Origin of the sequence: Polaribacter sp. (assembly GCF_051251875.1) — a bacterium.
Lineage (GTDB): Bacteria > Bacteroidota > Bacteroidia > Flavobacteriales > Flavobacteriaceae > Polaribacter.
On the sequence record NZ_JBPOGL010000013.1, the window covers coordinates 67,141 to 91,882 of the forward strand.

The window sequence follows — 24,742 nt, forward strand, 5'->3', positions numbered from 1 at the left end:
TTATTGTTTATTAAAGATAAATGAAAAACTCTTATTCAGAATTTCTAAATTTGTTGCTGATGTGTTACAAATTATTGATATTTCCCTATTTTTATTTAATAGAAATATTCTAATTTTTTTTTCTTTTTTTGGAAAACAAATTGAAATACAATATTTTCTATTAATAACAAATACTAAATAATCTAAACACTCAAGGCTAAAGTTATTTATTCCTTTATAAAATTCAATTTTTGATTGATTTAAAATTTTAAAGCCAAAACTTGAAGGCTCAACATAAAGTCCTTTACCAATATATTTTAAAAAAGCCTCTTTAATAGTCCAATTTATAATTAATTCTCTATCATTATTAATAAAACCAGTTTCTGCATCACATAAAAATGCATTTTTTAAAGGCATGTATCGATTATTAGTGTCAATTATTTTCTCAATATCAACTCCAATTCTATTTTTAGAAACCCCAAACACACTTGCTCCCTTAGATCGAGATGCGCTAAAATCATAAAAGCTAGAAACTTTTTTTTTACCATTTTTATCGGTAACATATTTAATGTTTTTTGCTAAAACTCCTAATTTCTTTTCTAAAACGCTTCGTTTAATAATTTGATTGGCAGCATAATTTATCTGATCGTCAATAAAAAAAAAATTTAAATACCTGTTTATTTCTGTTTTACTTAATGTATTCAAATCTAAATCATTCGCCTGAGAATCAATACAGTAAATATAAATATCCATGCTCTGAAAATAAAACTATTTAACTAATTTGGAATTACAATTTTTTCTAAAATTACCACATTATTTTTTAAAAAAAAAACTACACTTATTAACTCTTGATTTACAACACTAAATAAAACTTTGAAACCCTTAGATATAAATAAAAATTATGTCTAAATTAAGTAAAAAACAGTTTTTAGAAAATCACAGTTCATTTCCAAATTTCTACAAGAAATTACTAAAACAAGGTGATGTAGAATGGTCATTACTGATAAAACATACTCAAGATTATTATACAGCAGATAGTGGATCAGTTCCTGGTATGATTTATTACAAGGATACTGTTGCTTTTGCAAAAAAGCATCATTTATTAATATTACAAATCCTAGAAGAATTTGAATGCGATTGTGGAACACTAGAAAACAAACCAAGTCCACAAGATGAAACACAATATTTTAATTGGCTATCCTGGTTCGCTTGGGAGTCTATGATGAGTGAAGTGATTTCTTTTGTAGAAAATAATAATTAAAAAAAATATGCAACGTTATGTTGCATATTTTTCTCTGTTTCTCTTTGGTTCCTCTAATAGACTTTCTACTAACCTTTTTGAATCATATTAATACATATAGTTATAAGGGGTGGTAAACGTGGTAATGCTGGTAAACCTCAACATTAGCAAGAGTTTTGATAGGTTTAAAAGTGGTAAGCGAGTGGTAAGCGTGGTAAGGAGAAATAAAAAACCACCTATTTAGAATCATTAATTAAATAGAGGGTTTTGTTTAAAACTTAGAGACCCACCCCTCACGAAGTGCTTTCTTCCAATTTACCATATCTGTAGTCCTAGTGATAGTAGGGTGTGCATAGAGGAGGGGTTTTGTAAAATAGGCTTAAGTACTATTTTTAGGGTTCATCTAGCAGAGGTTATAAGGGGGGGGCTGGTAAACCTCAACATTAGTAGGTGTTATAGCTGTTCTTTTACTGGTAATGATTTGGGAATGTGGTAAACAATTTAAAAACCACCTATTTAGAATTATTAACTAAATAGATGGTTCTGATTGAAATATAGAGACCCACCCCTCACAAAGTACTTTCTTCTAATTTACTACATCTGCAGTCCTAGTGATAGTTGGGGTACATAGGGGGTAAAATGTATTTAAGTACTATTTTTAGGGGTCATTTAGTTGAGGTTATAAGGGGTGGTAAACGTGGTAATGCTGGTAAACCTCAGTATCGATAAGGGTTAAGAGTGGTAAACTACTGGTAAAGGTGGTAAGGACTAATGAAAAACCACCTACTCAATCTTACAATTGAATAGGTGGCTAGTCTTAAATAGAGTTTTTTAGTTAAACATTTTCTTATAATTACCCCTACTATCAACTCTTTTAAATAATTCCTTTTTATTTAAAAACCTAGCTAAAGAGCCACCGTTAACTCCATGCTTTTTAAATAATTCAGCTTGATCACCTTTTTTAAATTCCATTGGTAATTCTTTAAAGAGTTCTTGTTTGTCTTCAGAAAAGTTATCTAGTGGATTTGTGGAAGACAGCTTATTGTATACACGTAAAGCATTGGTTCTAAAATACTCTACCAATATTATGGCATTTTCTAAGCTTTTGTCTGATAGCTTATCACTAAAGATATCAATCGATGTTTGCTCTATCATCTCTAAAATTAAAGCAAGCCTCCAAACATATGTTTCTAACTTTGATTGTATTAATGTTTCTAGATCGTCATGATGGCACTCTTTAACTTTTCTACTTTGCCATTCTTTGTAAATTTCTATTTGGCTTTCTGTTGTTTTTAAAGTTTTATTAGTTGTGCCAAATAAATCTTGGATCAGCTTACTGTAGCTTTGATAGTGGCTTTCATCTATTTGTTTTCCAGTAAATAGTTTTGGTTCTAGATCTTTAGGATATACAAATAAGAAACGAGCTAAAAATCCATCATCCTCTCTATTGTTAGAAGCCATGTCTTTTAGAACTTTTGGTTGCATACCACCAAGAATGTTTACATTAGGGTTTTCAACACGAATAGGCCCCTTAGATACCCTGTCAACAGAAATGGCATCCCCATTAAAGAACTCTAAATACATTTGCTGATCGCCTCCTTTTTTATATTTGTCAAAACTCTTGATCCAGCCTAGCAACTCGTCTCTAAAAATTAAAACACCTTTTTTATTATGCTGAAGGGTTTCTGATAGTTTTTCTGGAGTAAAGTCACTAAGAATGTTTTTGTTATAGACAGGTTTCTCTTCATTTTTCTTCTCAGAATTAAAATGTTTCTGCATATCAGATTGGAACCTAGTAAAACTTTTTTTATCCATTTCTGCTATGGGTTGTTTAGCAAATTTTAGTGGATGTGTCTTACCGTCTCCAGATCTTCCAATAATATTTAACCATAAAATTGGAGGATTGTGATAGGATCCGTTATGCAACCTTACTGAACTGCCAATGGCAGTTGCACAAGCAGATAGTATTCCAGCACTTAAATATTCTGGATTATAGCCAACAGTTTCCTCAGCATTTATTATGAGGTTTTGAACGCTTTTTGGAAATATTTCTGTTGGGAAAGAGTGAATTTTAGTTGATAAGTTGTTTTTGGTTACTCTTGGAGTTCCATTGTAACTTGTTATCTGGGTTTTTTTAGCTTTAGATATGGAATTGTTCATAATCAATTATTTTTTTATTTTTTTAATTTCAGCTTCTACCTCTGATCTTTTGTATAGAACTCTACCAGAAATTTGGTATTTCGTAAGAGTCCCATCCTTAGTAATGTTATGAACACTAGAAGTTTTCATACGTATCATTTCTGCAACTTCTTCTCTTTTCAGATATTTATTTGGTTCTTTGGGTTGAAAATGTTGTTTTAATTCTTCGAATTTCTTATCGATGTAATTAAAGATTGGAGAGTTGTGTTCTTCTGTGGTTATACCCACTAATTGTACCTGTTTCATTTTTCTAATTTTAAATGATTTATTGATTATCATCGTTAATAATCTTCGGCAAAATTACAAGGTTTTTGAGGCTATCAAAGGTTTTTTTAGACGAATCGATGGTACTACCGGGGGTACTACCGTCTATTTTTTCTCTTTTTCTCTTTTGCTTTTTTCGCTTCTTTTTTTTATAATCTCATCGTATAAGTTTGATTTTAATTGATCAAGGAAGAGGGGCTCATTGCCATGAATACGTTCTTTTATATGTTCATATAATTTATATGGTTCTTTTATTTCTATGTCAAAGAAATTAGCAATTTTATCAGTCAACTCTCCAATTTCACCAATAATCCTTTTGTATAGAAATAGTGCTATTATTAGCTCAATTAACTCTGTTGGATTACCCTGCCATTTCAATTTGATATTATCAAATTCTAATTGTTTTGGTTCTTCTTGTTTTGGCTCTTCTTGTTTTAATTCTTCTTGTTTAATTTTATTAATCTTATCGCATAAGTTTGATTTTAATTGATCAAGAAATAAGGTCTCACTGTCGATAATACGATTTTTTATATGTTCATATAGCTTATGTGGGGCTCTTATTTCTAGGTCAAAGAAATCAGTAACCTTATTAGTCAGCTCTCCAATTTTACCAGTAATACTTTTGTTTAGAAATAGTGCTCTTATTAGTTCAATTAATTCTGTTGGATTGCCCTGCCATTTTAATTTGATGTTATCAGATTCTAATGGTTTTGATTCTTCTTGTTTGGAGTTTTTTTGCTTCCCCTTTTTAATTTGTTTAATTTGATCTGTTAAAAAAGAATTATATTCTAAAAGGGTAGCTAATTCAATTGTACTTTTTACAAAATCTTCCTCTCGTAGTTCTTTGTAGCTTTTAATTTGAAACAAATTAATAAATAGTTCATCCAAAGACTCAAAGTATTTTATAAAAAAATACTCTTTAATAGCTTTTCTTCTTAAAACAGGATTTAAAGGTTTTTGATTTAGGTATATTCTATATTCGTCTATTTCTCTTGTATTTTTATTGGGTATTTCCTTTAGTAAATCCCTTAATTTCGATTTTTCGTCTTTTATATATTTTAATGTTTCTTTTTTATTAGTAATTGTCTCTATATCTAATCTATATTCCATTATTTTTATTTCTAATGAATTATCGATATCATTTAATACATTCGAAATAAAATTATTCATGTATTCAAAGTCAATTATTTGTTTCATTTTTAAATCCGTTTAGTTATAATTTAATATAAAAAAATCCTTTATCTCACTAAATAACATTTTTTTTAGTTTAAAAACATTTACATGAGCAACATAAATGCAAATTAAGAAAGAATTTTGAAATCTTAAGAGAAATAAAAATAAACAATTATATAGCTATCAAAGGCAATAGCTCAAAAGGATTAATTTTTACTATAGTTTTATTAATTTTGAGTAGAAACGTTTTTAATTACTTTTATTATTGGGTTTTCTTTAGCTTGTTGCTTTTCAAAATTTCTTTTTGCATGAAATAAACCTGTCTGTTCTTTTGTACGTTTTATATTTGTTTCGTCATTATTGTTTATGTCTGCTCTCAACTGATTCTCATTAAGAATGACTTGTGATAGACGTAATTAAAGAAGTATCTATTTTTCCATAGTAATTTGTTGCAAATGATCATCTAAAAGGCCTTAATTCGTATTTTGGATATAAACTTAAGGAAGTGGTGTCTGTTTGTTTGCTTAAAAGCAAAGTGGACACAAATTCGGACACAAAAATAGTTTTTTCTGGATATATAAAAACCTAATCAATTAAATTTCAATTGATTAGGTTTTTTAATTGTGGAGACGCCGAGTATTGTATTTATTATTACTGAAAATTATTTTAAATAATAATTAGCTATAAAACCCTTTATTTTAAGGGTTTTCTTATATTCGTTAAAGTTTAGAGGTATAACCTGATATAACATTTTCAGCACCTAAAACAGCACCTATAAATTTTAACTATGAAATACTCTTTTAAGCTAAAGCATCCGAATCAAGAAAAAGAAACACTTATCTACTTTACATCATCTTTCAAAAATGAGGGTAAAACTTTTATTTATTCTACAGGTGAAAAAATTGAGCCCAAGTTTTGGGATTTTAAAAATAAGCTACCATTGTCAAGGGGTAAAACTTCTAAGTTTTCTAATAGTATAAAATTACAATTAGATAGACATTCAAACCTTTTCTTAGAAACAGCTAGTTTATATAAGAAAATGAAAGAGGATTTTACATCAAAAACGTTGAAGTCAGCTTTTGATGAAGAGTTTAAAAAAACTACAGGTAATGCAAATGTTTTTTTTGAAGCTTATGATGTTTTTACGGCTGAGAAAACAAATAGTAAAGAATGGTCAGCAGCTACTGTTAAAAGATATAAGAATATTAAAAATTTACTTACAAATTTTCAAGATTTAAAAAAATACAAACTAACTTTTACTAGTGTTAATGATCGTTTTTATAGTGAGTTTACAGCTTATTGTTTGGATGATTTAAAGCATATTAATAATACGTATTCTAGGAATTTAGGGTTGATAAAAACATTTTTGTTTTGGTCTTTAAAAAATAAATACACATATAATGATTCTTTTATTTCCTTTAAGAAACTTGAAAGAGTAATAACAAAACAAATAGCTTTAACAATTGAAGACTTAAATAAATTACTTGAGTTTGATTTTGATTTAGATAAGCATGAAAGAGTTAGAGACGTTTTTGTTTTTGCTTGTGTTACAGGGATGAGATTTGGTGAATTATCATTGATAAAGAAAAGTAATGTAACCAACGAAAATATAATTCTTAAAGAAGATAAAGACCTCTCAAAGCCAGCAAGAGAAATACCGCTAACAAGTATTTCAAAATACCTCTTAAAAAAATACGATTATAAACTTCCTTTAATAGCTAATCAAAAGCAAAACGAGTATATCAAAGAGGTTTTTCAAGAACTTGGATATACAGACCTTGTTCAGAAAGTAACTACTAAAGGGAAAGAAAATATAAAGGTAGAAATGTTTTACTATGACAGAATAAGTACTCATACCGCTAGAAGAACCTTTATTACAATGATGAAAAGGCAAGGAAAGAGCGATAAATTAATTGCTTCTATTACGGGGCATCGAGATATGAAAACGCTAAATCAGTATTATCAAGTGAGTGAACCAGAAAAGAAAGAAGCTATGGACGAAGTGTTTAATATTCCATTACCAAAATTAAAGAAAGCATAAAGAGATTATGAAATTTAATGAATTTATAAGAAAAAGTAAATTAACAAGGAGAGAAAGACAAGTTGAATATTGGATTGAAATTTATAATGAAGCATATCCTAAGGAAAAAATTATCCCTACAAATGATTCGTTGAAAATTAATGATAATGAATTAAAAATCAACAAGTTTAAAAACAAGTACCCTTTTTACGAATCTATTATTAAGCTGAATTTGAATAAAGGGAAATATAACGAGGAAGAAATAAGAATTAGAGTTGTAGAGGAAATAATAACCTATTTTGAAGTTGTGTATAACAATAAAGAGATTGAAGTAAAAACTAATAATTATACTAGCATATCTTCTAAGAGAACATTTTCAAATGAAAAAAAGAACATTTTAAAAGACCTTAATAAAATGCTTTTTGAAGCAATTTTATATTGTAAAATAAAAGAACAAAAAACGAAATCTAAACTAAAGAAAATTAAAAAAGATGTCGAAACACCTATAAATATTGTAACAAACGAAGTAGATGTTATTCAGTCAGAAAAAGGAAATCCAATAGAACAATTTGAAGTTAAAAAAGAGGTTGTTACTGAAGAAAAAAAACCTACGGAAAGTCTTTCTACAGAAGTTAAGCAAGAAGTCGAAACAAATAAAAATTCAGAAACAATAGAAGTTATTATTCTTGAACTAAAAACACATAATTTTGTAGAGCTTATAAATCCTCATTGTTCTGAAAAAATTCTAAATCTTCTTCTAAATTATAATATAATAAATAATAAAGGGGAATGGATTTCTGAAAAGTTAAAAAGAAAAAGAGATATAGCTTTATTTATTGGAAAGCTATTTGAAAACAACTTACTTAATACCGAAAATCAAGCAGATGTATGCAGGAAAGCAACATCTTTTTTTGGTGAAAAAATTGATACAGGTCAATTAAATACAATAATAAAATTCATAAAGGATGATAACATACCTACTAATGACAAGGGAAGTTATCAATATTTATCATTTTTAGATGAAATTAAAATATAAAATTGATAATCAATTGATAAATTGATTTCAATATCAATCCTAAGTTTGAGCCAAATTAAAAACTCAAAATTATGGACAACACTCATTTATTAATACAATCTTCGGATTTAAAAGAAGTAAAGAGTCTACTAAACCAATTACTTAATAGACCTAAAGAAGACCTAAGTCAAAAACTGTATACAGTTAAAGAAGCAAGCTTGCTTTTTAAAGTTACAGAACTTACGGTACGTAATAAAATAAAGGCTGGCGAAATAAAAGCTTTTAAAATTGGAGATTCAGTTCGTATTAAACACGAGGAAATCTTTAATTCACTTCAAGAAGTAAAATCAATTAAATATAAAAGAAAAGCATAGAGTGTCCGCTCTATGCTTTTTTATTTTTTCAAAAAAACAGTATTAATAATACCGTGTTGTAAAGATACGGTTTTAACTCTATTCCCAAAAATGGAAGAAGAATTATATGTAAATAAAGATTCTACAAAAGAAACTATTTATGATAAACTACATACTTATATAACTAATAAATACATTCTTGTTTTTAATGAGATTTCACATGAATTTTTAATCAAATTAATAAACAGCAATAAATGGAATGAGCTAAATATTAGCTCTCTAACAATAGAGCTTGCTAAAGCTGATTTAGAGGTAAGAATAACTAAGCTCGAAACATATCTAAATTCTGAATTTGTTCCTAAATTAAACCCTTTCAAAGAATATTTTGGAAAAAATGAACTTTGGGATGGAATTAATCACATTAAAAATTTATGTAGCTATCTTAAAACAGATGATGATATACTTTTTGAATATCATTTTAAAAAATGGCTAGTAAGAAGTGTAAAATGTGCTTTGGAAGGAAAAAAATATAATAAGCAATGTTTCGTGTTGGTTCAAAAAACACAAAATTCTGGAAAGACTACTTTTTGTCGGTTTATTTGTCCTAGCCGTTTATCAAAATATATCGCTGAAAATATTGGGTATGATAAGGATGCTTTAATTCAACTCGCTAAAAGTTTTATTATTAACCTAGATGAAATTGATAAAATTGATAGCAAAGCTCTTAAGGCTTATAAATCCTTTTTTTCAAAAACTAATATAAATATAAGGTTGCCTTATGCTAAAAAGAACTCCTCTCTTTCAAGAACTTGTTCATTTATAGGTTCTACCAATCAAATCAATTTTTTAAAAGACGAAACAGGAAACGTACGATGGCTATGTTTTGAATTAATTGAAAAAATTGATTTCAATTATTCAAAAGACATTGACATTAATAAAGTTTGGGCACAAGCCTACCATCTTGCTTATAGTGATGAAAATTTTGAATGCGAACTTACGCACTATGATGTAATGGAAAATGAGCGAAGAAATGAGAAATACAAGGCTTTTACTGTAGAAGAAGATTTGATTAATCAATTATTTGAAAAATCTGATAAACGAGAACATTTTATGACAGCAACTCAAATAACAAATATTATTAAAAAAGACCACAAATACGTCAATCACATAGTGATTGGAAAAGAATTAAATAAAATGGGGTTTAAAAGAATAAATAATCAAAATACTGGGTATAAAGGTTACATGATTAAGCTTAGAGAAAAATAATAGTTTTTCAAAATCATCTTACCCATCTTACCTCTTTATTGAAAAAGGTAAGATGGGTAAGATAAAAACACAAAAAGAAAAAAATGAATTGTAAAAAAGCAAAATTAATAGATTTAGTTTCTTACCTGAAAAAACAAGGTTTTAGAACAGGTAAAGCCGATACAAAAAATGTTTGGTTTTACTCTCCTTTTAGAAAAAATGAAAGAACCCCATCATTTAAAGTAGACATTACCAAAAACGCTTGGTATGATTTCTCTGAAGGTTTTGGAGGAACAATAATTGACTTTATAATGAAATACGATAATTGTTCTATTAAAGAAGCCTTAGTTATTTTATCAGAAGGTACTTTTTCTATTCACCAGCAAAAAGAACAAATTAAGAGTGAGCAAACGCCAATCTATTCTATTAAAAAAGTAACAGAATTAACGAGTCAAATATTATTAGATTATTTAAGTAGTAGGAAAATCAATTTAACATTTGCTAAGCGATTTTGTTTTCAAGTTCATTACTCATTTTCTAAGGGTAAAGATTTATTCGGAATTGGTTTTATGAATGATATAGGTGGATTGGAAATTAGAAATAAATTCTTTAAAGGTTGCTTAGGAAAGAAAGAAATTACAACCATAAATAATAATTCTGATGTTGTAAGCTTGTTCGAAAGTTTCTCAGACTATTTAAGTTATTTGAGCATAAAAAAAGAAATTCCTAAAGAGAATTTCATAATCCTTAACTCTACTTCTTTAGTCAAAAAAACGATTGGTTTGATTGAAGGTTATTCTATTATAAAATTATTTTTTGATAACGATGAAGCAGGAAATAAAGCTACCTATTTTATAGTAGAAAATGCTAATGGAAAAATTATAGACAACAGAATACACTATAAAAAATACAATGATTTAAATGATTATTTAGTAGCAATTAACACCAATAATAAAAGGTGAAAATATATCAAGAGGTGCTATTGTACTGACAAATTTATCAATTTCTCACTCCAATAGCATCTTGTTTTTCTCCCGAAGGTCGCAAAAGTAAAAAAATGAAAAAAACAAAGAAAATAGAATTTAGAGTTACCCTTACGGAACATCTAATTATTAAAAATAAAGCAAAAAAAACAGGTGGTTCAATGTCTGAGTATTTAAGAAGTATAGCGTTGGGTTACGATTTAACTTATAAGTTAACTGCTGAGGAAATTGAAGTCTATAAGCAACTAAATAAGTTTAGTGACAATTTTAGAAGAATCAGTAATCTATATAAATTAGGAGATGTTACAGGGGTTAAAGAAATTTCTATTGAAACTGCAAAATTAATTAGAAATCATTTAAATAAATTAAAATGATAAGTAAAGCTAAATCTTGTACAGGCGGAACAGCTCTCTTTAATTATGTTGTTAATGAAAATAAAGGGTATGAACTTTTACGCAACAATATTTCAGGAATGACCCCAAAAGAAATGTTTTCAGATTTCTCAATTTTACAGCAACAAAATTTAAGGTGTAAAAACAATACGATAAGTATCGTTTTATCTCCTACAATAAATGATAGTATCAAGATGACTAATGAGCAGTTGAAAATACTAACAAAAGATTTTTTAAAAGAAATGGATTTAGACCCTAAAACCAATCAGTTTATTGCATTTGTTCATACAGAAAAAAAACACAAGCACGTTCACATTATTTTAAATAGAGTTAAAACTGATGGAACTCTAATCAGAGACAATTTTATTAGTAAAAAAGCTCAATTTGTAGCACATGAAGTTGCAATAAGACACGGTTGGACTTCTGCTAAAGAGTTAAAAATAAAAAAAGAACAAGAACGTAAACTGTTCTACAAAGAGGTTAGAATTGCTATAAAAAAGGCACACTATTTAGTTTTAAGAATGAAGCCTAAAAATTTACAAGCCTATCAAATTGAAATGGCGAAATTAGGGATTAAAGTAAACCCGACTATTAATAAGCAAGGAAATATTCAAGGATTTAGATTTGTTCACGAAGTTTCTGGTACTGATTTAAAAGCTAGTGAAGTTGACCGTAATTTGAAACTTAACCAATTATTTCTTATAGAAAAATCAACAATTTCAAATAATGTCTGCAGAATAAATAAAACTATTGATTTAAAAGAGTATAACCTAAATACAACTGATTTTAACTCAATTATTTCTCTACTTTCTTTTGAAGATGGAGACGATACTAGTAAAAAACAACATAGAAAAAGAGATTCAATAAATTATTAAATATGGCAAAACAACTACAACCTAAAGTATCTGAATTAGTTGAGATATTAATTCAACAAGTTTCTCAATTTGAAAAAAAAATTGATGAACGAAATAAAATTCTTACAGAATCAATTTCTAAATTGAAGAATATTAAAGTAAATTTTAATGTAGAAGAACTTGAAGAGATGAAAAAATCTAACAGGAAAGTTCTAAATGAAGATTTTAATAATTTTCATAATCAGACTGTAAAAAACAATAAAGAACTTTTGAGTATTCATAAAAAAATAAGTTCCAAAAGGTTACTTTATATTCTGTTTCTAAATGTTTTTCTTTTTTCAATTGCTGGAATTTCTATGTACTTCGCTATTGAAAACAAAATTCAAAAAACAGAATTCAATACATTACAAAAAGAAAATAATTATTTGAATCAGTACTTTTTAGAAAACCAAAAAGAATCCTTAAAATATAAAAAATGGTTAGATAAGTAGTTAATTAATAACATACATATTTACATTTTTAATTGAATATATAAGTAAGCCTATATATAAATGCATAAATATTTAGAAAAAGGTTTTCTTTAGCGTTTTCTAACGAGAGCAGTAATAAAAAAAAACCTTAAATTTGTAAACAATAAAAACAATATTATAAGAGAAAATATAAATTAAAAAAATAACATAAAGCGTTTTTTGCTTTTTGATATATTGATGCTAGAAAATTGCCGTTTTTAATGCACATCGATATCAAAGTAGGAGCGCCACGTTACGGCGTGGTTGTTCTTGTTTGATGTGCGGGTGGGCAATACCTCTAGTATCGACAGGTTCAATTCACGCTTTTTTTTGTGCCCAAAATTTATGAAACAATTAGGAAAAATGTCTAATAAAAGTGTTAGCAAAAATGAAAGTCAAATGCTTACAGATTATTGGCAAGTAGAAAGAGAAAATGATATTGAAACATTTGTTTTGTCAGAAAATGAATTTTTAAAGAAATATGCAAGTACTAGCTATTTTAAAAAGTTAAGGAGTTTAGAGACTTTTGCAATCTACCAAATAGAAGAATGTAATGTTTGCCTAAAACCTTTTACTATGGTCTTAAACGATAGAACTCATGTAAAATCTTATATGCAATCTAAAAATAAATGTTGCCGTGTTTGCGGACATTTTGATTCTTCTATAAAAAACTCAAATACTAAATAAATATAAATAACTTAATAAAACAACTATGAAAATTAAAACATCAATCCTAACAATTGTATTTTTTGCAACACTAATATCTTGTAGTCAAGATAAACTAACTAAAGATATGGCTAAATCGATGGTTATAGATTGTCAAAAAAGGGAAAGTTATTCTAAAACTAGAAGAGTTTCATATGGAACTGTTCAACAATGGGATATATTTAAAAAGAAATTTCCAAATTTTTTAAAGATTGAAAGGGAATTCGAGAAATTAGGACTTTTAAAAATTGGAAAATTACAACGCATTAAAGGCGATATGGGATATAAAGATAGTTACAAAATTACTTTAACTCCTAAAGGAAAGAAACATCTTTTGAAATCTGAAACGGATTATAAGGGAGAAATTACTGGAAAGTTTATAACTTGTGAATACAAATTTGAAAATATAGTAGAAATTCACGAAATTCCAAAAAAGAATATTGCTAAAGTAAAAATTAGAATCATCCGTTTTAATGAAACACCTTTTTTTGAGGAAAGTAAATCAACACCTAAAGAAAAATTTGAAACCGTTATGATTAGAAAAACAACAGACGGCTGGAAACTTTGTGATAAAAAATAAATTACCAAACCAATTTTGTGTTTCGCCTGCCGCTAGGGCACATTTTTAAAATAATTTGATTTTTGAGATATTGTATGAAAAGAAAAATCAAATTATTTTAAAAACGGAATATTATTAACTATTTATATCTCTACATAAGTATATTATTACTTGTTTATATAAATATATATCAACTCAATTTAATTTTTTAGTAGGATAAAATAATCAAGCAATTATAGTTATTATATTGCAAGTGAAAGTAATAAAGAAGACAGATAAATTTAAAAATTATGATATCAGAAAAACAATATGAAGAAGCAAATATTGAATTAGAAGAATTGATAAAACGATTTGATGCAGGAGAAAATGTTGATGATAGATTAAATTTAGTAAGTGATATTATAGAAGCCTACGAAGAAATTAATTACCCTATGGATATACCAAGTTCTATTTAAAGTTAAAGATAAATTTTTATTCAGAAGAAAAATTTTAATACTTCTAGAGTAAAGTTATTTCGTATTTTAACTAAACTTCATTAAAAGTAGTTAATCCACTTTTAACCAAACACTTTCAAATAAAAAAAACATACATATATGTATTTATAGCTTTATATTTTTATAAACTTATATAAATATACAAACTGTATATGACGCCTTCCACTTGGGAACATTTTAAAAATAAGTTGATTTTTTAAGCATTGCTATGAAGAGAAAAATCAACTTACTTTTAAAACGGAAAAGATATTTCTAAATAACTAACATTCTTTTTTCAAAATACAACTAATCCAAATCAAAACTTTGCTTATATTTGGACAATTAATGTCCTGAATTAATTTTCAAGAAAAATAAATCAGAATGAATACAAAACAATCTTTTGGAGAGTACTTGCGAAAAGTAAGGGAAGAGTATAATCTTCCTATTCGAAAAGTTGCTTCTAAACTTGATATTGACCCATCAACTTTGGGAAAAATTGAACGTGGAGAGAGGAACGCAAATAAAGAAATGCTTCCAATTCTTGCGGAATTATTTGGAATTGAAAAAAAAACACTTGGACTTATTCTTTTTAGTGACCAAATAGCTTATCAGATTATCGAAGAAGAAAACACAAACGAAATCTTAAAAGTCGCAGAAGAAAAAATTCAATACTTAAAAAAAAAGAATCTTAAACAGGGTTCATTAGACTTAAAATGAATATGACCATTAAAGACCTTGTTAAGAAATATCAATCAAATAGAGATAGGTATCTAAAAGCGGATTATAACGAAACTCAGCTTAGAACTGATTTTCTTGATCCATTGTTTGAATTGTTAGAATGGGACATTAAAAATGATTCTGGAAAACCTACAAACGAACGTGAAGTTTTAGTCGAAGAAGGATTAAAGGAAGACGCTAGCTCTAATACAAAAAAACCTGATTATACATTTAGGTTATTTTCAGAACGTAAATTTTTTTTAGAAGCTAAAAAACCAAACGTAAAAATTGAAAATGATAATGAACCTGCAAAACAGGTTCGTAGATATGGTTTTACTGGTAAATTAAAAATATCAGTTCTATCCAATTTTGAACATTTAGCTATCTATGATTGTTCTAAAAAAGTTGAAAAAGATGATATCGTTACCAAATCTAGAATTAAAATATATCACTATACCGAATATGAAACTGCTTTTGAAGAAATAAAAAAACAACTAGGAAATAAAGCTGTTTATTCTGGAGAATTTGATGAGACTTGGAAAGATATTGAAGAGCAATTAAGACTTTCAAGTGTAGATGATTTATTTCTTGCTCATATAAATGAATGGAGAATAATTTTGGGTAAAGAAATTTATTCACATAAATCTGACCTAAAAACAGAAGAACTAAACGACATTGTTCAATCTTACATCAACAGCATTATATTCTTACGAGTATGCGAAGACAGAAATTTAGAAACATATAAAACCCTTTTAAATTTTGCAGAAAATAAAGATTTCTCTTCACTTATCAAAAAATTCAAAGAAGCGGACAAAAAATACAATGCTGGTCTATTCGGTCAGCCTTTAACTGATAAGGTAATTTCTGATAGTTCTTCAGCATTTTGGATAATAATCAAAGATTTATATTTCCCTGAAAGTACTTATTCTTTTTCCGTTTTTGCTTCTGACATTTTAGGTAATATTTATGAAATATTTCTTGGAGAACAATTGATTGTAGAAAATGGGGAAATTTCACTTCAAAAGAAACCTGAAAACATTGACAGAGATATTGTTACTACACCAACTTTTATAATCCAAGATATTCTAAGGCAAACAGTTTTAGAATACTGTAAAAATAAATCTGATAAAGAAATATTGAACTCTTCATTTGCAGATATCGCTTGTGGTTCTGGTGCTTTTTTACTTGAAATTTACCAATTACTACAAGATATTCTCGTCGATTACTATTTAGCTAATGACAAATCAAAACTTATCCAAACTACCGTAAAAACTTTCAAGCTACCATATTCAATAAAAAGAGAAGTATTAGAAAACTGTGTATTCGGAATAGACAAAGATTATAACGCTGTAGAAGCTTGTAAATTTGGATTACTACTAAAATTACTAGAAAACGAAAATAAGGAAACTATCACAATTCCTGCTTTACCAAACATTGACAAGAATATTCAATTTGGTAATAGTTTGATCGATAGCTCAATTAGTACTGATGAAGAAATAAATCCTTTTGACTTTAAAAAAACAAAATTTGATGTAATTGTTGGTAATCCTCCGTATATGGCTACTGAACATATGAAACAACTACTACCAAATGAAAAAACATTATATGAAAAGCATTACCAAACAGCATATAAACAATATGACAAATACTTTCTTTTTATAGAAAGGGGGTTGAACTTATTAAAAGAAAACGGCTATTTTGGCTATATAATACCTAGTAAATTTACTAAGGTTGGTTCTGGCAAAAAATTAAGAGAATTACTTTCTAAAGAAAAAGTAATTAAGAAAATTATTTCATTTGGAGCAAATCAAGTTTTTAAAAACAAAACAACATATACAAGTATTTTAATTCTTTCAAAAAGCAAAAACAATAGTTTTTTAAATACAGAAATTAAAAAATTAAGTGAATGGAAGATTAGAGATTTTGATAGTATAATATCCGAAGAAGTTGAAACAGCTAAACTTTCATCTGACCTATGGTTTCTAATTCCGCCATTTTTAAAGAAAACTTATAATCACATTTTAAAACAGAGTCAAAATTTAGAAGATGTTATAGGAAAAGAATATGTAAATAATGGTATTCAAACAAGTGCAAATGATGTGCTAGTTTTAAAACCACACAAAGAGGATGCTAATTTTATTTACTTTGAAAAAAAGAAAATTTCATACAAGATAGAAAAAGAAATAACAAAACCTTACTATGAAACAGATAGAAAAAAGAATGGAATAAAATTAAACACTTATAGAACATTGATTCCAAATGCTAAGGTTATTTTTCCCTATAAAATAGTTAAAGACAAAGCTACTTTCATCACTATAAACGAATTAAAAAAGAACTTCCCTTTTGCTTATCAATATCTTTTTACTAATAAAGCAAGATTAACAAAAAGAGACATTCAACCTGTTCCAAAAACAGATAATGAATGGTATCGATTGGGAAGAAGTCAATATTTAGAATTAGGAGCAATCAAAGAAAAAATTATAATAGGTGTCATGTCTTCTGGGGAAAAATATCCAATTGACTTTTCAAAGACTCTACATACAGCTGGTGGAACTGCTGGATATTGCAGTATTTATCTTTCTGATAAATCACAATATTCTATATATTACATTCAGGCTATTTTAAATTCTCGCTATGTTGAGTGGTTAATCCATTTAAGAGGTGAAGTTTTTAAAGGTGGATATATCGCTAGAGGAACAAAAGTACTCAGAAAAACTCCTATTCGTACCATTGACTTTACAGACAAAACAGATAAAGGTATTCACGATAAAATTGTAACACTTCAAAAAGAGTTGATTAAAATTCAAAGTAAAATTGACACAAATAAAGGTAATGCTCGAAAACTAACTCCTTTAAACCGTAAATTCATTAACAAAAAAGCTGAAATAGATTACACTTTAAAAGTATTGTATAACCTGGGAGAAAACGATAACCTTATCCCCGCAATTTCTGAAATGTATGCAACTAATTAAAAACGCTTCTGAGAAAAAATTAAGGGGTGGTTTTTATACTCCTGAACCAATTGCATCATTTGTTTTAAAATGGGCTTTTAATGGTAATAAAAAATTAGATATTCTTGAACCAAGTTGTGGAGATGGTGTTTTCTTAAAAGAAATAAAAAAAGGTAATTATAAATACAATTCTGTTACAGCAATTGAATTTGATGAAATTGAAGCAAAAAAATCTATAAAAATTGGATTAGACAAAACTAATGTTATTAATACAGATTTTCATGACTTCTGTTTTAATACCAAACAAAAGTTTGATTTGGTAGTAGGAAACCCACCCTATATTCGTTACCAATATTTTGACAAAGAACAACAAGAATTTGCTTCCAGCATTTTTAACAAAGCTAAATTAAAATATTCTAAATTAACTAACGCTTGGGTTTCATTTGTTGTTGGTTCTTCCCTACTCTTAAAAGAAGAAGGAAAAATTGGATTTGTTCTACCAGCTGAAATTTTACAAGTTTCTTACGCTCAACCATTACGTGAATTTTTAGCTCATTTTTATAACAAAATAAACATTGTTTCTTTTGAAAAATTAGTATTTCCTGAGATTCAACAAGAAGTTGTATTACTATTGTGTGAGAAAAATAATTCTAAAACTCATTTAATTGAACATTTAGAATTGAAAGATGCAGAAGAGCTAGAAAAATTAGATTTATCAAAATTAAAAAGTCCTAAGAAAAAAATTGATTTCAAATCCAACAAATGGACTTTTTACTTCCTTGAACAAGACGAAATTGATTTTTTAGAAAAACTTCAAAAGGGTAATATAATTCCAAGAATTAAAGAACATGCAAAAGTAGAAGTTGGAATCACAACTGGTTCAAATCCATTTTTTACTGTTCCTCTTTCGATTGTACATCTTTACAATCTAGAAAAGTACGCAAAACCATTAGTTGGTAGAAGTGTTCAGGTTCCAAGTGCAATTTTCACACAAAAAGATTGGATTAACAATAGGAATTCAGAAGCAAGAACACATTTCCTTTCATTTCCAAAAATGGGTGACTTAAATGGCTCGATTGGAGCTAGAGACTATATTGCTTTAGGAGAAAAAAATGAAATACATAAAGGCTATAAATGTAGCATTCGTAATGAATGGCAAATAGTGCCTTCACAAAGAATATCAGACGCATTATTTATAAGAAGAAACAATAAGTTCCCTAAATTAATAATTAACGAGGCAAAAGCTTATACAACAGATACTATGCACAGAGTAACTGTAAAAGATAAAACAAATATTAAAGCATTAACAGCTAGTTATTACAATTCGTTATCCTTTGCGTTTGCAGAGATTTGTGGAAGAAGTCATGGAGGTGGAGTTCTTGAATTAATGCCAAACGAAGTGGAAAATATACTTTTACCTTACAATGAAAAAAATGCAGAATTATTACCAATCATTGATAGAATGATTCGAGAAAAGAAAGATATCTCAGAATTATTAAAAATCACTAATAAAAAAATACTAAAAGAAAATTATGGTCTAACTGATAAAGAGATTGACCTAGCTGATAGCATTTGGAAAAAATTATCTAACAGAAGATTGAATAGAGGGAAAAAATAGAATATATATTTATTTTAAATTAAAACGAAGATTATCATTAAGAATCTTCAATATTCTAAGCTAAAAATACAAACAAAATGCAAATAGAATTTTTACATCTTCAAAACTTTAGAAAACTTAAAAATTGCAGAATAGATGTAGCTTCAAAAGAAACAATATTAGTAGGAGCAAATAATAGCGGAAAGACTTCTGCCATGGATGCTATGATTTTATTTCTTACAAAAAATAGATCATTCGATTTTAAAGATTTCACATTATCAAATTGGGCTGCGATTAATGCCATTGGCGATAAATGGTTGAACGAGGAAGATATAACTAAGGTTGATTTTTCAATGAAAAATTGGGAGACTGAAATCCCTACTCTCGACATTTGGCTAAGAGTTGAGAATACAGAATTACAACACGTAAGTAATATTATTCCTTCACTAGACTGGGACGAAGGAATTCTCGGTGTTCGTTTGAGATATGAGCCGATAGATCTGGAAGCACTTTATAAAGAGTTTACAGAAGTAACCAAAAATTCAAAAACTATATACGATTCAAAAAAAGAGAAGACATCTACTTTTAAGCTATGGCCTAAAAACTTAAGAGACTTTCTTGATAAGAAATTAAATACTTATTTTAAAGTTCAAACTTATCTTTTAGATCCATCTAAACACGAAACTCCACAATTACTTTCTGAGAATGATTTGGCAATTCAAACAGATGTTTTAGATAAGCTCATTAATGTTGATATAATAAATGCTCAACGTGGATTTACAGATGTTAATACAGATGAGTTAGAAGGAGGTAATTCAAAAAACTTATCTAATCAATTACGTAATTACTACGAAAAACATCTTAATCCTAATGTTAATCCTACAGAAGCTGACATAGATGCTTTAAAGCAAATTCATCAAGCTAAAGAGACTTTTAATAAAAATCTAGAAGCAAGTTTTAAGGATGCTTTAGGAGAACTCGAAAACTTAAATTATCCAGGTTTTGGTAATCCTCACATAAGACTAAGTAGTGAAATAAATACAGCAAATAGCCTTCAGCACGATTCTGCTGTACAATACTCAATGAATGACGGCGTATCTAATTTTTCATTACCAGAAAAATATAATGGATTAGGATATCAAAATCTCATCTCAATGATCTTTAAACTAATTAGTTTTAGAGATAAATGGATGAAGAAAGGTAAAAGCTATAATCTGTCTAATACAGAAATTATTTTTCAGCCTATTCATCTAGTATTAATAGAAGAACCAGAAGCTCATTTACACGCTCAAGTACAACAGGTTTTCATTAAAGAGGCGTACAAAGTTCTAAGAAATCATACGCATCTAAAAGATAAAACAGATTTCCAAACTCAACTTATTATAAGTACGCACTCAAATCACGTAGCTCACGAGATTGATTTTTCGGCTTTACGTTATTTCAAAAGAGATACAACAGATATAGGAACAATCAATACTTCATCTGTTGTAAATCTATCTAAAACGTTTGGAAACAATACGGATACAACAAGATTTGCGAAGAGATATTTAAAAACAACACATAGCAATTTGTTTTTTGCTGATGCCGCAATATTAGTTGAAGGTCCAGCTGAAAGAATGCTGGTTCCTTATTTTTTGAAACATCATTCAGAATTAAATAATTGTTATATCTCACTCCTAGAAATTGGAGGAAGCCATGCACATACATTAAGACCTTTAATTGAAGCATTAGGTTTGATTACTTTAGTTATAACAGACTTAGATTCAGTTATCCCAAAATCTAGGGGAACAAAAGTACAACCTGCTATTGGCAAAGGTTATGAGACTGGGAATACAACTGTAGCAAACTGGATTCCTGCAATTAAAAATTTAGACGATGTGCTTTCAACTAAACTTATTGATAAAGAAGATAAGGCATTCCCTGTAAAGGTAGCTTATCAAATACCCATTGAAATTGTTGAAGGCGAGAAAACCGTAACCTTGTATCCATATACTTTTGAGGATTCATTGGTTATAGAAAACAGAGAAATATTTAAAAGCATAACGGAAGCTACCGGACTATTAAAAAAGATGGTTGATGCTACTAATGAAAAAACTATTCAGGAATCTGCTGATTATATGTATAAAATAATTACAAATACATCTTCAAAAAAAGCAGAGTTTGCCTTGGAATTATTTTACTTTAAAGAACCTAACATTCTGAAAACACCTCAATATATACAAGAAGGATTAAAATGGCTTGAAGATAAGCTTGTATCTCAAAAAGCTGAACCAAAAAATAAACTGGAAACAATATGAGTTCAATTGTTACAAACAACAATATTGATGATGCTGTTGATGTGCAGATCTCAAAATGTTTAAATCCAAAAGACCCCAAAAGTTTCTTCCTCTTTGCTGGTGCTGGTTCAGGAAAAACTAAATCTCTTGTCCAAGCTTTGACTCAATTCAAAGAAAACTATGGGGAAGGTTTTGAGCTAAAGAATCAAAAAATTGCTATTATCACATATACTAATGCAGCTGCTGATGAGATAAAGCATAGGCTTCAGTTTGATTCAATTTTTTACGTTAGTACCATTCATAGTTTTGCTTGGGAATTGATAAGAAATCTCACATCAGATATTCGGAAATATCTAACAAACAAACTAAAAAAAGACTTAATAAAATTAGAAGATGAGCAATCTCGATCACGAAATCTACAAAATAAAAGCTCTATTGATAGAGCAAGAAAGATGGATACTAAAGAGAAAAGATTAAAAAATTTATCTCAAATTATTCAATTTACGTATAACCCAAATGGAGATAATTATAAGAAGGATTCTTTAAATCATAGCGAAGTAATAGGAATTACTGCTAAATTTATAGAGAACGAATCACTAATGAAAGGTATTATAGTGGCTAGATTCCCTATTATTTTAGTAGACGAAAGTCAGGACACAAAAAAAGATTTAGTTGAAGCATTATTTGAATTGCAAAAAGTAAAAAAACAAATTTTTTCATTAGGATTATTTGGAGATACTATGCAACGAATTTATGCAGATGGGAAGCCCGATTTAGATTCCTCTTTACCAACTGACTGGATATTACCATCAAAGAAAATGAACCATAGGTCTAACAAGCGTATTGTTACTTTAATAAATGATATTCGCAAAGATGTTGATAATCAAAAACAAATACCTAGAGTTGAAAAACCAGATGGAATAGTTAGGATTTTCATCGCCGATAGATCAAAAGATAAAGCATTAATCGAAGGAATCGTAGCAGAGAAAATGTCGATTCTCTCAAACGATAAAGAATGGTTGAATTCTAATAATGTAAAGACCTTAATATTAGAACATCATATGGCAGCATTAAGAATGGGATTTGTTAATATTTTTGAACCACTTTATAAGGTTGAAAAACTAAAGACTAGTCTCTTAGACGGTTCCTTATCATCATTAAATATCTTTAGGAAGATTGTCTTACCCTTGGTTGATGCCCATAAAAGAAAAGATAAATTTTCCGTAGCAAGAATTATTAAGTCTAAGTCGCCATTATTTGATAAAAGAAAGATAGAGACTTCAACAAATCAATTAGACTATATTAAAACTATCAATAGGAAAGTAATAAACCTTTTAGGACTATGGGATGATAATAATGATCCTCTTTTGAAGGACATTCTTAGTGTAATTAATAAAACTGGTTTATTTCCATTAACTGGAGTTTTAAAAATGATAGCATCAAGAACAGATGATGAAATTAAGATTATTGATAAAGAAAAACTAGAAATAGAAGATGAAAATCAGCCTACAGATGAAGTTATTAATGCATGGGATTTTGCACTAGAATCACCATTTTCTCAGGTAATTAATTATGATGAATACCTTTCTGAAGAATCAAGATTTGCGACACATCAAGGAGTCAAAGGTTTAGAATATTCTAGAGTTTCAGTAATAATAGATGATAAGGAGGCTAGAGGTTTTATGTTTAGTTATGATAAGTTATTTGGATCTAAGGAACTTTCACAAAGTGATATAAAAAATAAAGCAGAAGGTAAAGAGAATGGAGTTGATAGAACTAGACGTTTATTTTATGTTGCTTGTAGCCGAGCGAAGGAGAGTTTAGCTATAATTGCTTATACAGATAATCCTGATTTAGTAAAAAAGAATGCGTCAGCGTATGGTTGGTTTGATGAAAATGAAGTAGAAATTATAAACTAAATGATTAAAAATGGTATTTGTCGATTATGTGGTAATAACGCAAAATTAACTTTTGAGCATATACCTCCGAAAGGAGCTTTTAACTCTTCACCAGTATACTTTCAAGATGCTGAAAACCTATCAGATAAATCAAACTATAAATATGGTGGTAAAAAAAGAAGCAATAAAGGAGCTGGTGGTTATCATTTATGTAAATCATGTAATAATAATACTGGAAGTTGGTATGCTAATAATTATATTGACTTTGTTAAATTAGGTGCTTATGTTATGACTCATAGAGTTTATGCTAACAATTTTATTTGTGCAGAATACACAATAAAGCCTTTGAATGTCATTAAGCAGATTCTTACAATGTTTATTGCTCTTGAAAGTAGTGGCTATCTCATAAAAATAGCAGGATTAAGAGAATTTATCTTAAACAAACATAATCAAGCCCTACCAACTAATATTAAAATTTTTATGTACATGACTAGTAGTATAAAATTAAGAAATGCACTATCATGGTCTAATGTGGATGGGGTTTTTAGAACGTTTGGAGAAATAAGTTATATTCCGTTTGGTTTTCATATTAGTATTGACAGTCCACCTATAAACCGACCATTTTGTGACATTACATCATTCTCAAAGCAAAAATTTAATGAAGAGTTAATTGTAAAACTACCTTTACGACACTTAATTCCAAATAAACAGTTTCCAGGAATTTATGTTTAAAAATTACGCACCCTAAAAAACAAAAAAGGCTTCAAAACCAAATGATTAAGACGACTTTAAGTGAGCCCTGATGGATTCGAATTCTCAAACCTATTACAGTAAACAGTTTTCAAAACAGTTATGTTTTTTAAATCTAACCACTGAATAAAACAGAAATGTGTTACCTATGTGCTACCTAGAAACAAAAAAAGCTGACTTAAAAAGTCAGCTTTCCTTATTGTACAGGCGGAGAGACTCGAACTCTCACACCTCGCGGCACTAGATCCTAAGTATAATTCAATTTCTTTTTTTACGAATAAAAGCATTACACTGTTGATTCAAATTTCTACTATAACCTTTTAATTTGAGTAGTGTTAAAAGTATTGAAAAAGTAGTTTTAATACTTCAAGATTAATGTTTTAGAGAATTAATTAAGAAATTTTTTACTTAAAAGTGTCTTTCTGTTAAAAAAAACTACTTATTAAACGTGAGTTCGATGTAAGAAATTTTAATTAAACCTATAAAAAAAGCAGAATATTTAGTATATTAAATTACTGAATTCTAATATATTAACAAATATCCTGCTTATGATTTCTGATAGTAAAATTATAGAAATTTTCTGTTCTTTA

At 28.1% G+C, this 24,742-nt stretch carries 23 protein-coding genes; 18 read left to right on the forward strand and 5 right to left on the reverse strand.

The genetic code is table 11. From position 1 onward, the window contains the following. The gene (locus ACSHW5_RS07910) at positions 1–732 is read right to left on the reverse strand and encodes a 4'-phosphopantetheinyl transferase family protein (RefSeq protein ID WP_435675578.1); all 732 of its coding nucleotides are present in this window, start codon (positions 730–732) and stop codon (positions 1–3) included. A gap of 148 nt (positions 733–880) precedes the next feature. Here ACSHW5_RS07910 and ACSHW5_RS07915 point away from each other — a divergent pair, with 148 nt between their 5' ends. Further along, positions 881–1,240 carry a DUF7222 domain-containing protein gene (locus tag ACSHW5_RS07915; RefSeq protein ID WP_435675579.1) on the forward strand — a complete coding sequence of 120 codons (360 nt, stop codon included), beginning with the start codon at positions 881–883 and terminating at the stop codon, positions 1,238–1,240. 810 nt (positions 1,241–2,050) lie between these two features. Here ACSHW5_RS07915 and ACSHW5_RS07920 read toward each other — a convergent pair. From ACSHW5_RS07920 to ACSHW5_RS07935, 4 genes are all read right to left on the reverse strand, one after another. Further along, positions 2,051–3,379, reverse strand: a complete 1,329-nt coding sequence (locus ACSHW5_RS07920) for a DUF3987 domain-containing protein (RefSeq protein ID WP_435675580.1) — start codon at positions 3,377–3,379, stop codon at positions 2,051–2,053. Between the two features lie 6 nt (positions 3,380–3,385). Then, on the reverse strand, positions 3,386–3,664 hold the full coding sequence (locus ACSHW5_RS07925) for a helix-turn-helix transcriptional regulator (protein ID WP_435675581.1): 279 nt from the start codon (positions 3,662–3,664) through the stop codon (positions 3,386–3,388). Positions 3,665–3,787: 123 nt separating this feature from the next. After that, positions 3,788–4,879, reverse strand: coding sequence for an RteC domain-containing protein (locus tag ACSHW5_RS07930; RefSeq protein WP_435675582.1), 1,092 nt, complete (start codon positions 4,877–4,879; stop codon positions 3,788–3,790). Positions 4,880–5,082: 203 nt separating this feature from the next. Further along, positions 5,083–5,235 carry a hypothetical protein gene (locus tag ACSHW5_RS07935; protein WP_435675583.1) on the reverse strand — a complete coding sequence of 51 codons (153 nt, stop codon included), beginning with the start codon at positions 5,233–5,235 and terminating at the stop codon, positions 5,083–5,085. Between the two features lie 407 nt (positions 5,236–5,642). On the opposite strand from ACSHW5_RS07935, the gene ACSHW5_RS07940 reads away from it, so the two are divergent. From ACSHW5_RS07940 to ACSHW5_RS08020, 17 genes are all read left to right on the forward strand, one after another. Next, positions 5,643–6,896 (forward strand): tyrosine-type recombinase/integrase, encoded by a 1,254-nt coding sequence (locus tag ACSHW5_RS07940; RefSeq protein WP_435675584.1) that lies wholly within the window; start codon positions 5,643–5,645, stop codon positions 6,894–6,896. Positions 6,897–6,903: 7 nt separating this feature from the next. Further along, the gene (locus ACSHW5_RS07945; RefSeq protein ID WP_435675585.1) at positions 6,904–7,911 is read left to right on the forward strand and encodes a hypothetical protein; all 1,008 of its coding nucleotides are present in this window, start codon (positions 6,904–6,906) and stop codon (positions 7,909–7,911) included. Positions 7,912–7,982: 71 nt separating this feature from the next. Continuing rightward, on the forward strand, positions 7,983–8,264 hold the full coding sequence (locus tag ACSHW5_RS07950) for a helix-turn-helix domain-containing protein (RefSeq protein WP_435675586.1): 282 nt from the start codon (positions 7,983–7,985) through the stop codon (positions 8,262–8,264). Between the two features lie 90 nt (positions 8,265–8,354). Continuing rightward, entirely contained in the window at positions 8,355–9,509 is a 1,155-nt protein-coding gene (locus tag ACSHW5_RS07955) for a VapE domain-containing protein (protein WP_435675587.1), read from the forward strand. Positions 9,510–9,592: 83 nt separating this feature from the next. After that, positions 9,593–10,450: a toprim domain-containing protein gene (locus tag ACSHW5_RS07960; RefSeq protein WP_435675588.1), complete on the forward strand. Its 858-nt coding sequence runs from the start codon at positions 9,593–9,595 to the stop codon at positions 10,448–10,450. Between the two features lie 95 nt (positions 10,451–10,545). Continuing rightward, positions 10,546–10,845 carry a plasmid mobilization protein gene (locus tag ACSHW5_RS07965; RefSeq protein ID WP_435675589.1) on the forward strand — a complete coding sequence of 100 codons (300 nt, stop codon included), beginning with the start codon at positions 10,546–10,548 and terminating at the stop codon, positions 10,843–10,845. Next, positions 10,842–11,738 (forward strand): relaxase/mobilization nuclease domain-containing protein, encoded by an 897-nt coding sequence (locus ACSHW5_RS07970; RefSeq protein WP_435675590.1) that lies wholly within the window; start codon positions 10,842–10,844, stop codon positions 11,736–11,738. Before ACSHW5_RS07965 ends, ACSHW5_RS07970 begins: the two co-directional genes overlap by 4 nt. Positions 11,739–11,740: 2 nt before the next feature. After that, entirely contained in the window at positions 11,741–12,208 is a 468-nt protein-coding gene (locus ACSHW5_RS07975) for a hypothetical protein (RefSeq protein ID WP_435675591.1), read from the forward strand. A gap of 363 nt (positions 12,209–12,571) precedes the next feature. After that, on the forward strand, positions 12,572–12,913 hold the full coding sequence (locus ACSHW5_RS07980) for a hypothetical protein (RefSeq protein WP_435675592.1): 342 nt from the start codon (positions 12,572–12,574) through the stop codon (positions 12,911–12,913). A gap of 25 nt (positions 12,914–12,938) precedes the next feature. After that, positions 12,939–13,511: a hypothetical protein gene (locus ACSHW5_RS07985; protein WP_435675593.1), complete on the forward strand. Its 573-nt coding sequence runs from the start codon at positions 12,939–12,941 to the stop codon at positions 13,509–13,511. Between the two features lie 269 nt (positions 13,512–13,780). After that, positions 13,781–13,945 (forward strand): hypothetical protein, encoded by a 165-nt coding sequence (locus ACSHW5_RS07990; protein WP_435675594.1) that lies wholly within the window; start codon positions 13,781–13,783, stop codon positions 13,943–13,945. A gap of 399 nt (positions 13,946–14,344) precedes the next feature. Continuing rightward, complete coding sequence (locus ACSHW5_RS07995; RefSeq protein WP_435675595.1) at positions 14,345–14,680, forward strand: helix-turn-helix domain-containing protein; 336 nt, start codon at positions 14,345–14,347, stop codon at positions 14,678–14,680. A gap of 2 nt (positions 14,681–14,682) precedes the next feature. Next, positions 14,683–17,652 carry an Eco57I restriction-modification methylase domain-containing protein gene (locus tag ACSHW5_RS08000; protein ID WP_435675596.1) on the forward strand — a complete coding sequence of 990 codons (2,970 nt, stop codon included), beginning with the start codon at positions 14,683–14,685 and terminating at the stop codon, positions 17,650–17,652. Further along, positions 17,639–19,249 carry an Eco57I restriction-modification methylase domain-containing protein gene (locus tag ACSHW5_RS08005; RefSeq protein WP_435675597.1) on the forward strand — a complete coding sequence of 537 codons (1,611 nt, stop codon included), beginning with the start codon at positions 17,639–17,641 and terminating at the stop codon, positions 19,247–19,249. The genes ACSHW5_RS08000 and ACSHW5_RS08005 overlap by 14 nt, the downstream gene beginning before the upstream one ends. Positions 19,250–19,326: 77 nt before the next feature. Further along, positions 19,327–21,525 (forward strand): ATP-dependent endonuclease, encoded by a 2,199-nt coding sequence (locus ACSHW5_RS08010; RefSeq protein WP_435675598.1) that lies wholly within the window; start codon positions 19,327–19,329, stop codon positions 21,523–21,525. Beyond that, positions 21,522–23,423, forward strand: a complete 1,902-nt coding sequence (locus ACSHW5_RS08015; RefSeq protein WP_435675599.1) for a UvrD-helicase domain-containing protein — start codon at positions 21,522–21,524, stop codon at positions 23,421–23,423. The genes ACSHW5_RS08010 and ACSHW5_RS08015 overlap by 4 nt, the downstream gene beginning before the upstream one ends. Further along, on the forward strand, positions 23,424–24,134 hold the full coding sequence (locus ACSHW5_RS08020) for a hypothetical protein (protein ID WP_435675600.1): 711 nt from the start codon (positions 23,424–23,426) through the stop codon (positions 24,132–24,134). It begins immediately after the preceding gene. The last annotated feature ends 608 nt before the right edge of the window (positions 24,135–24,742 follow it).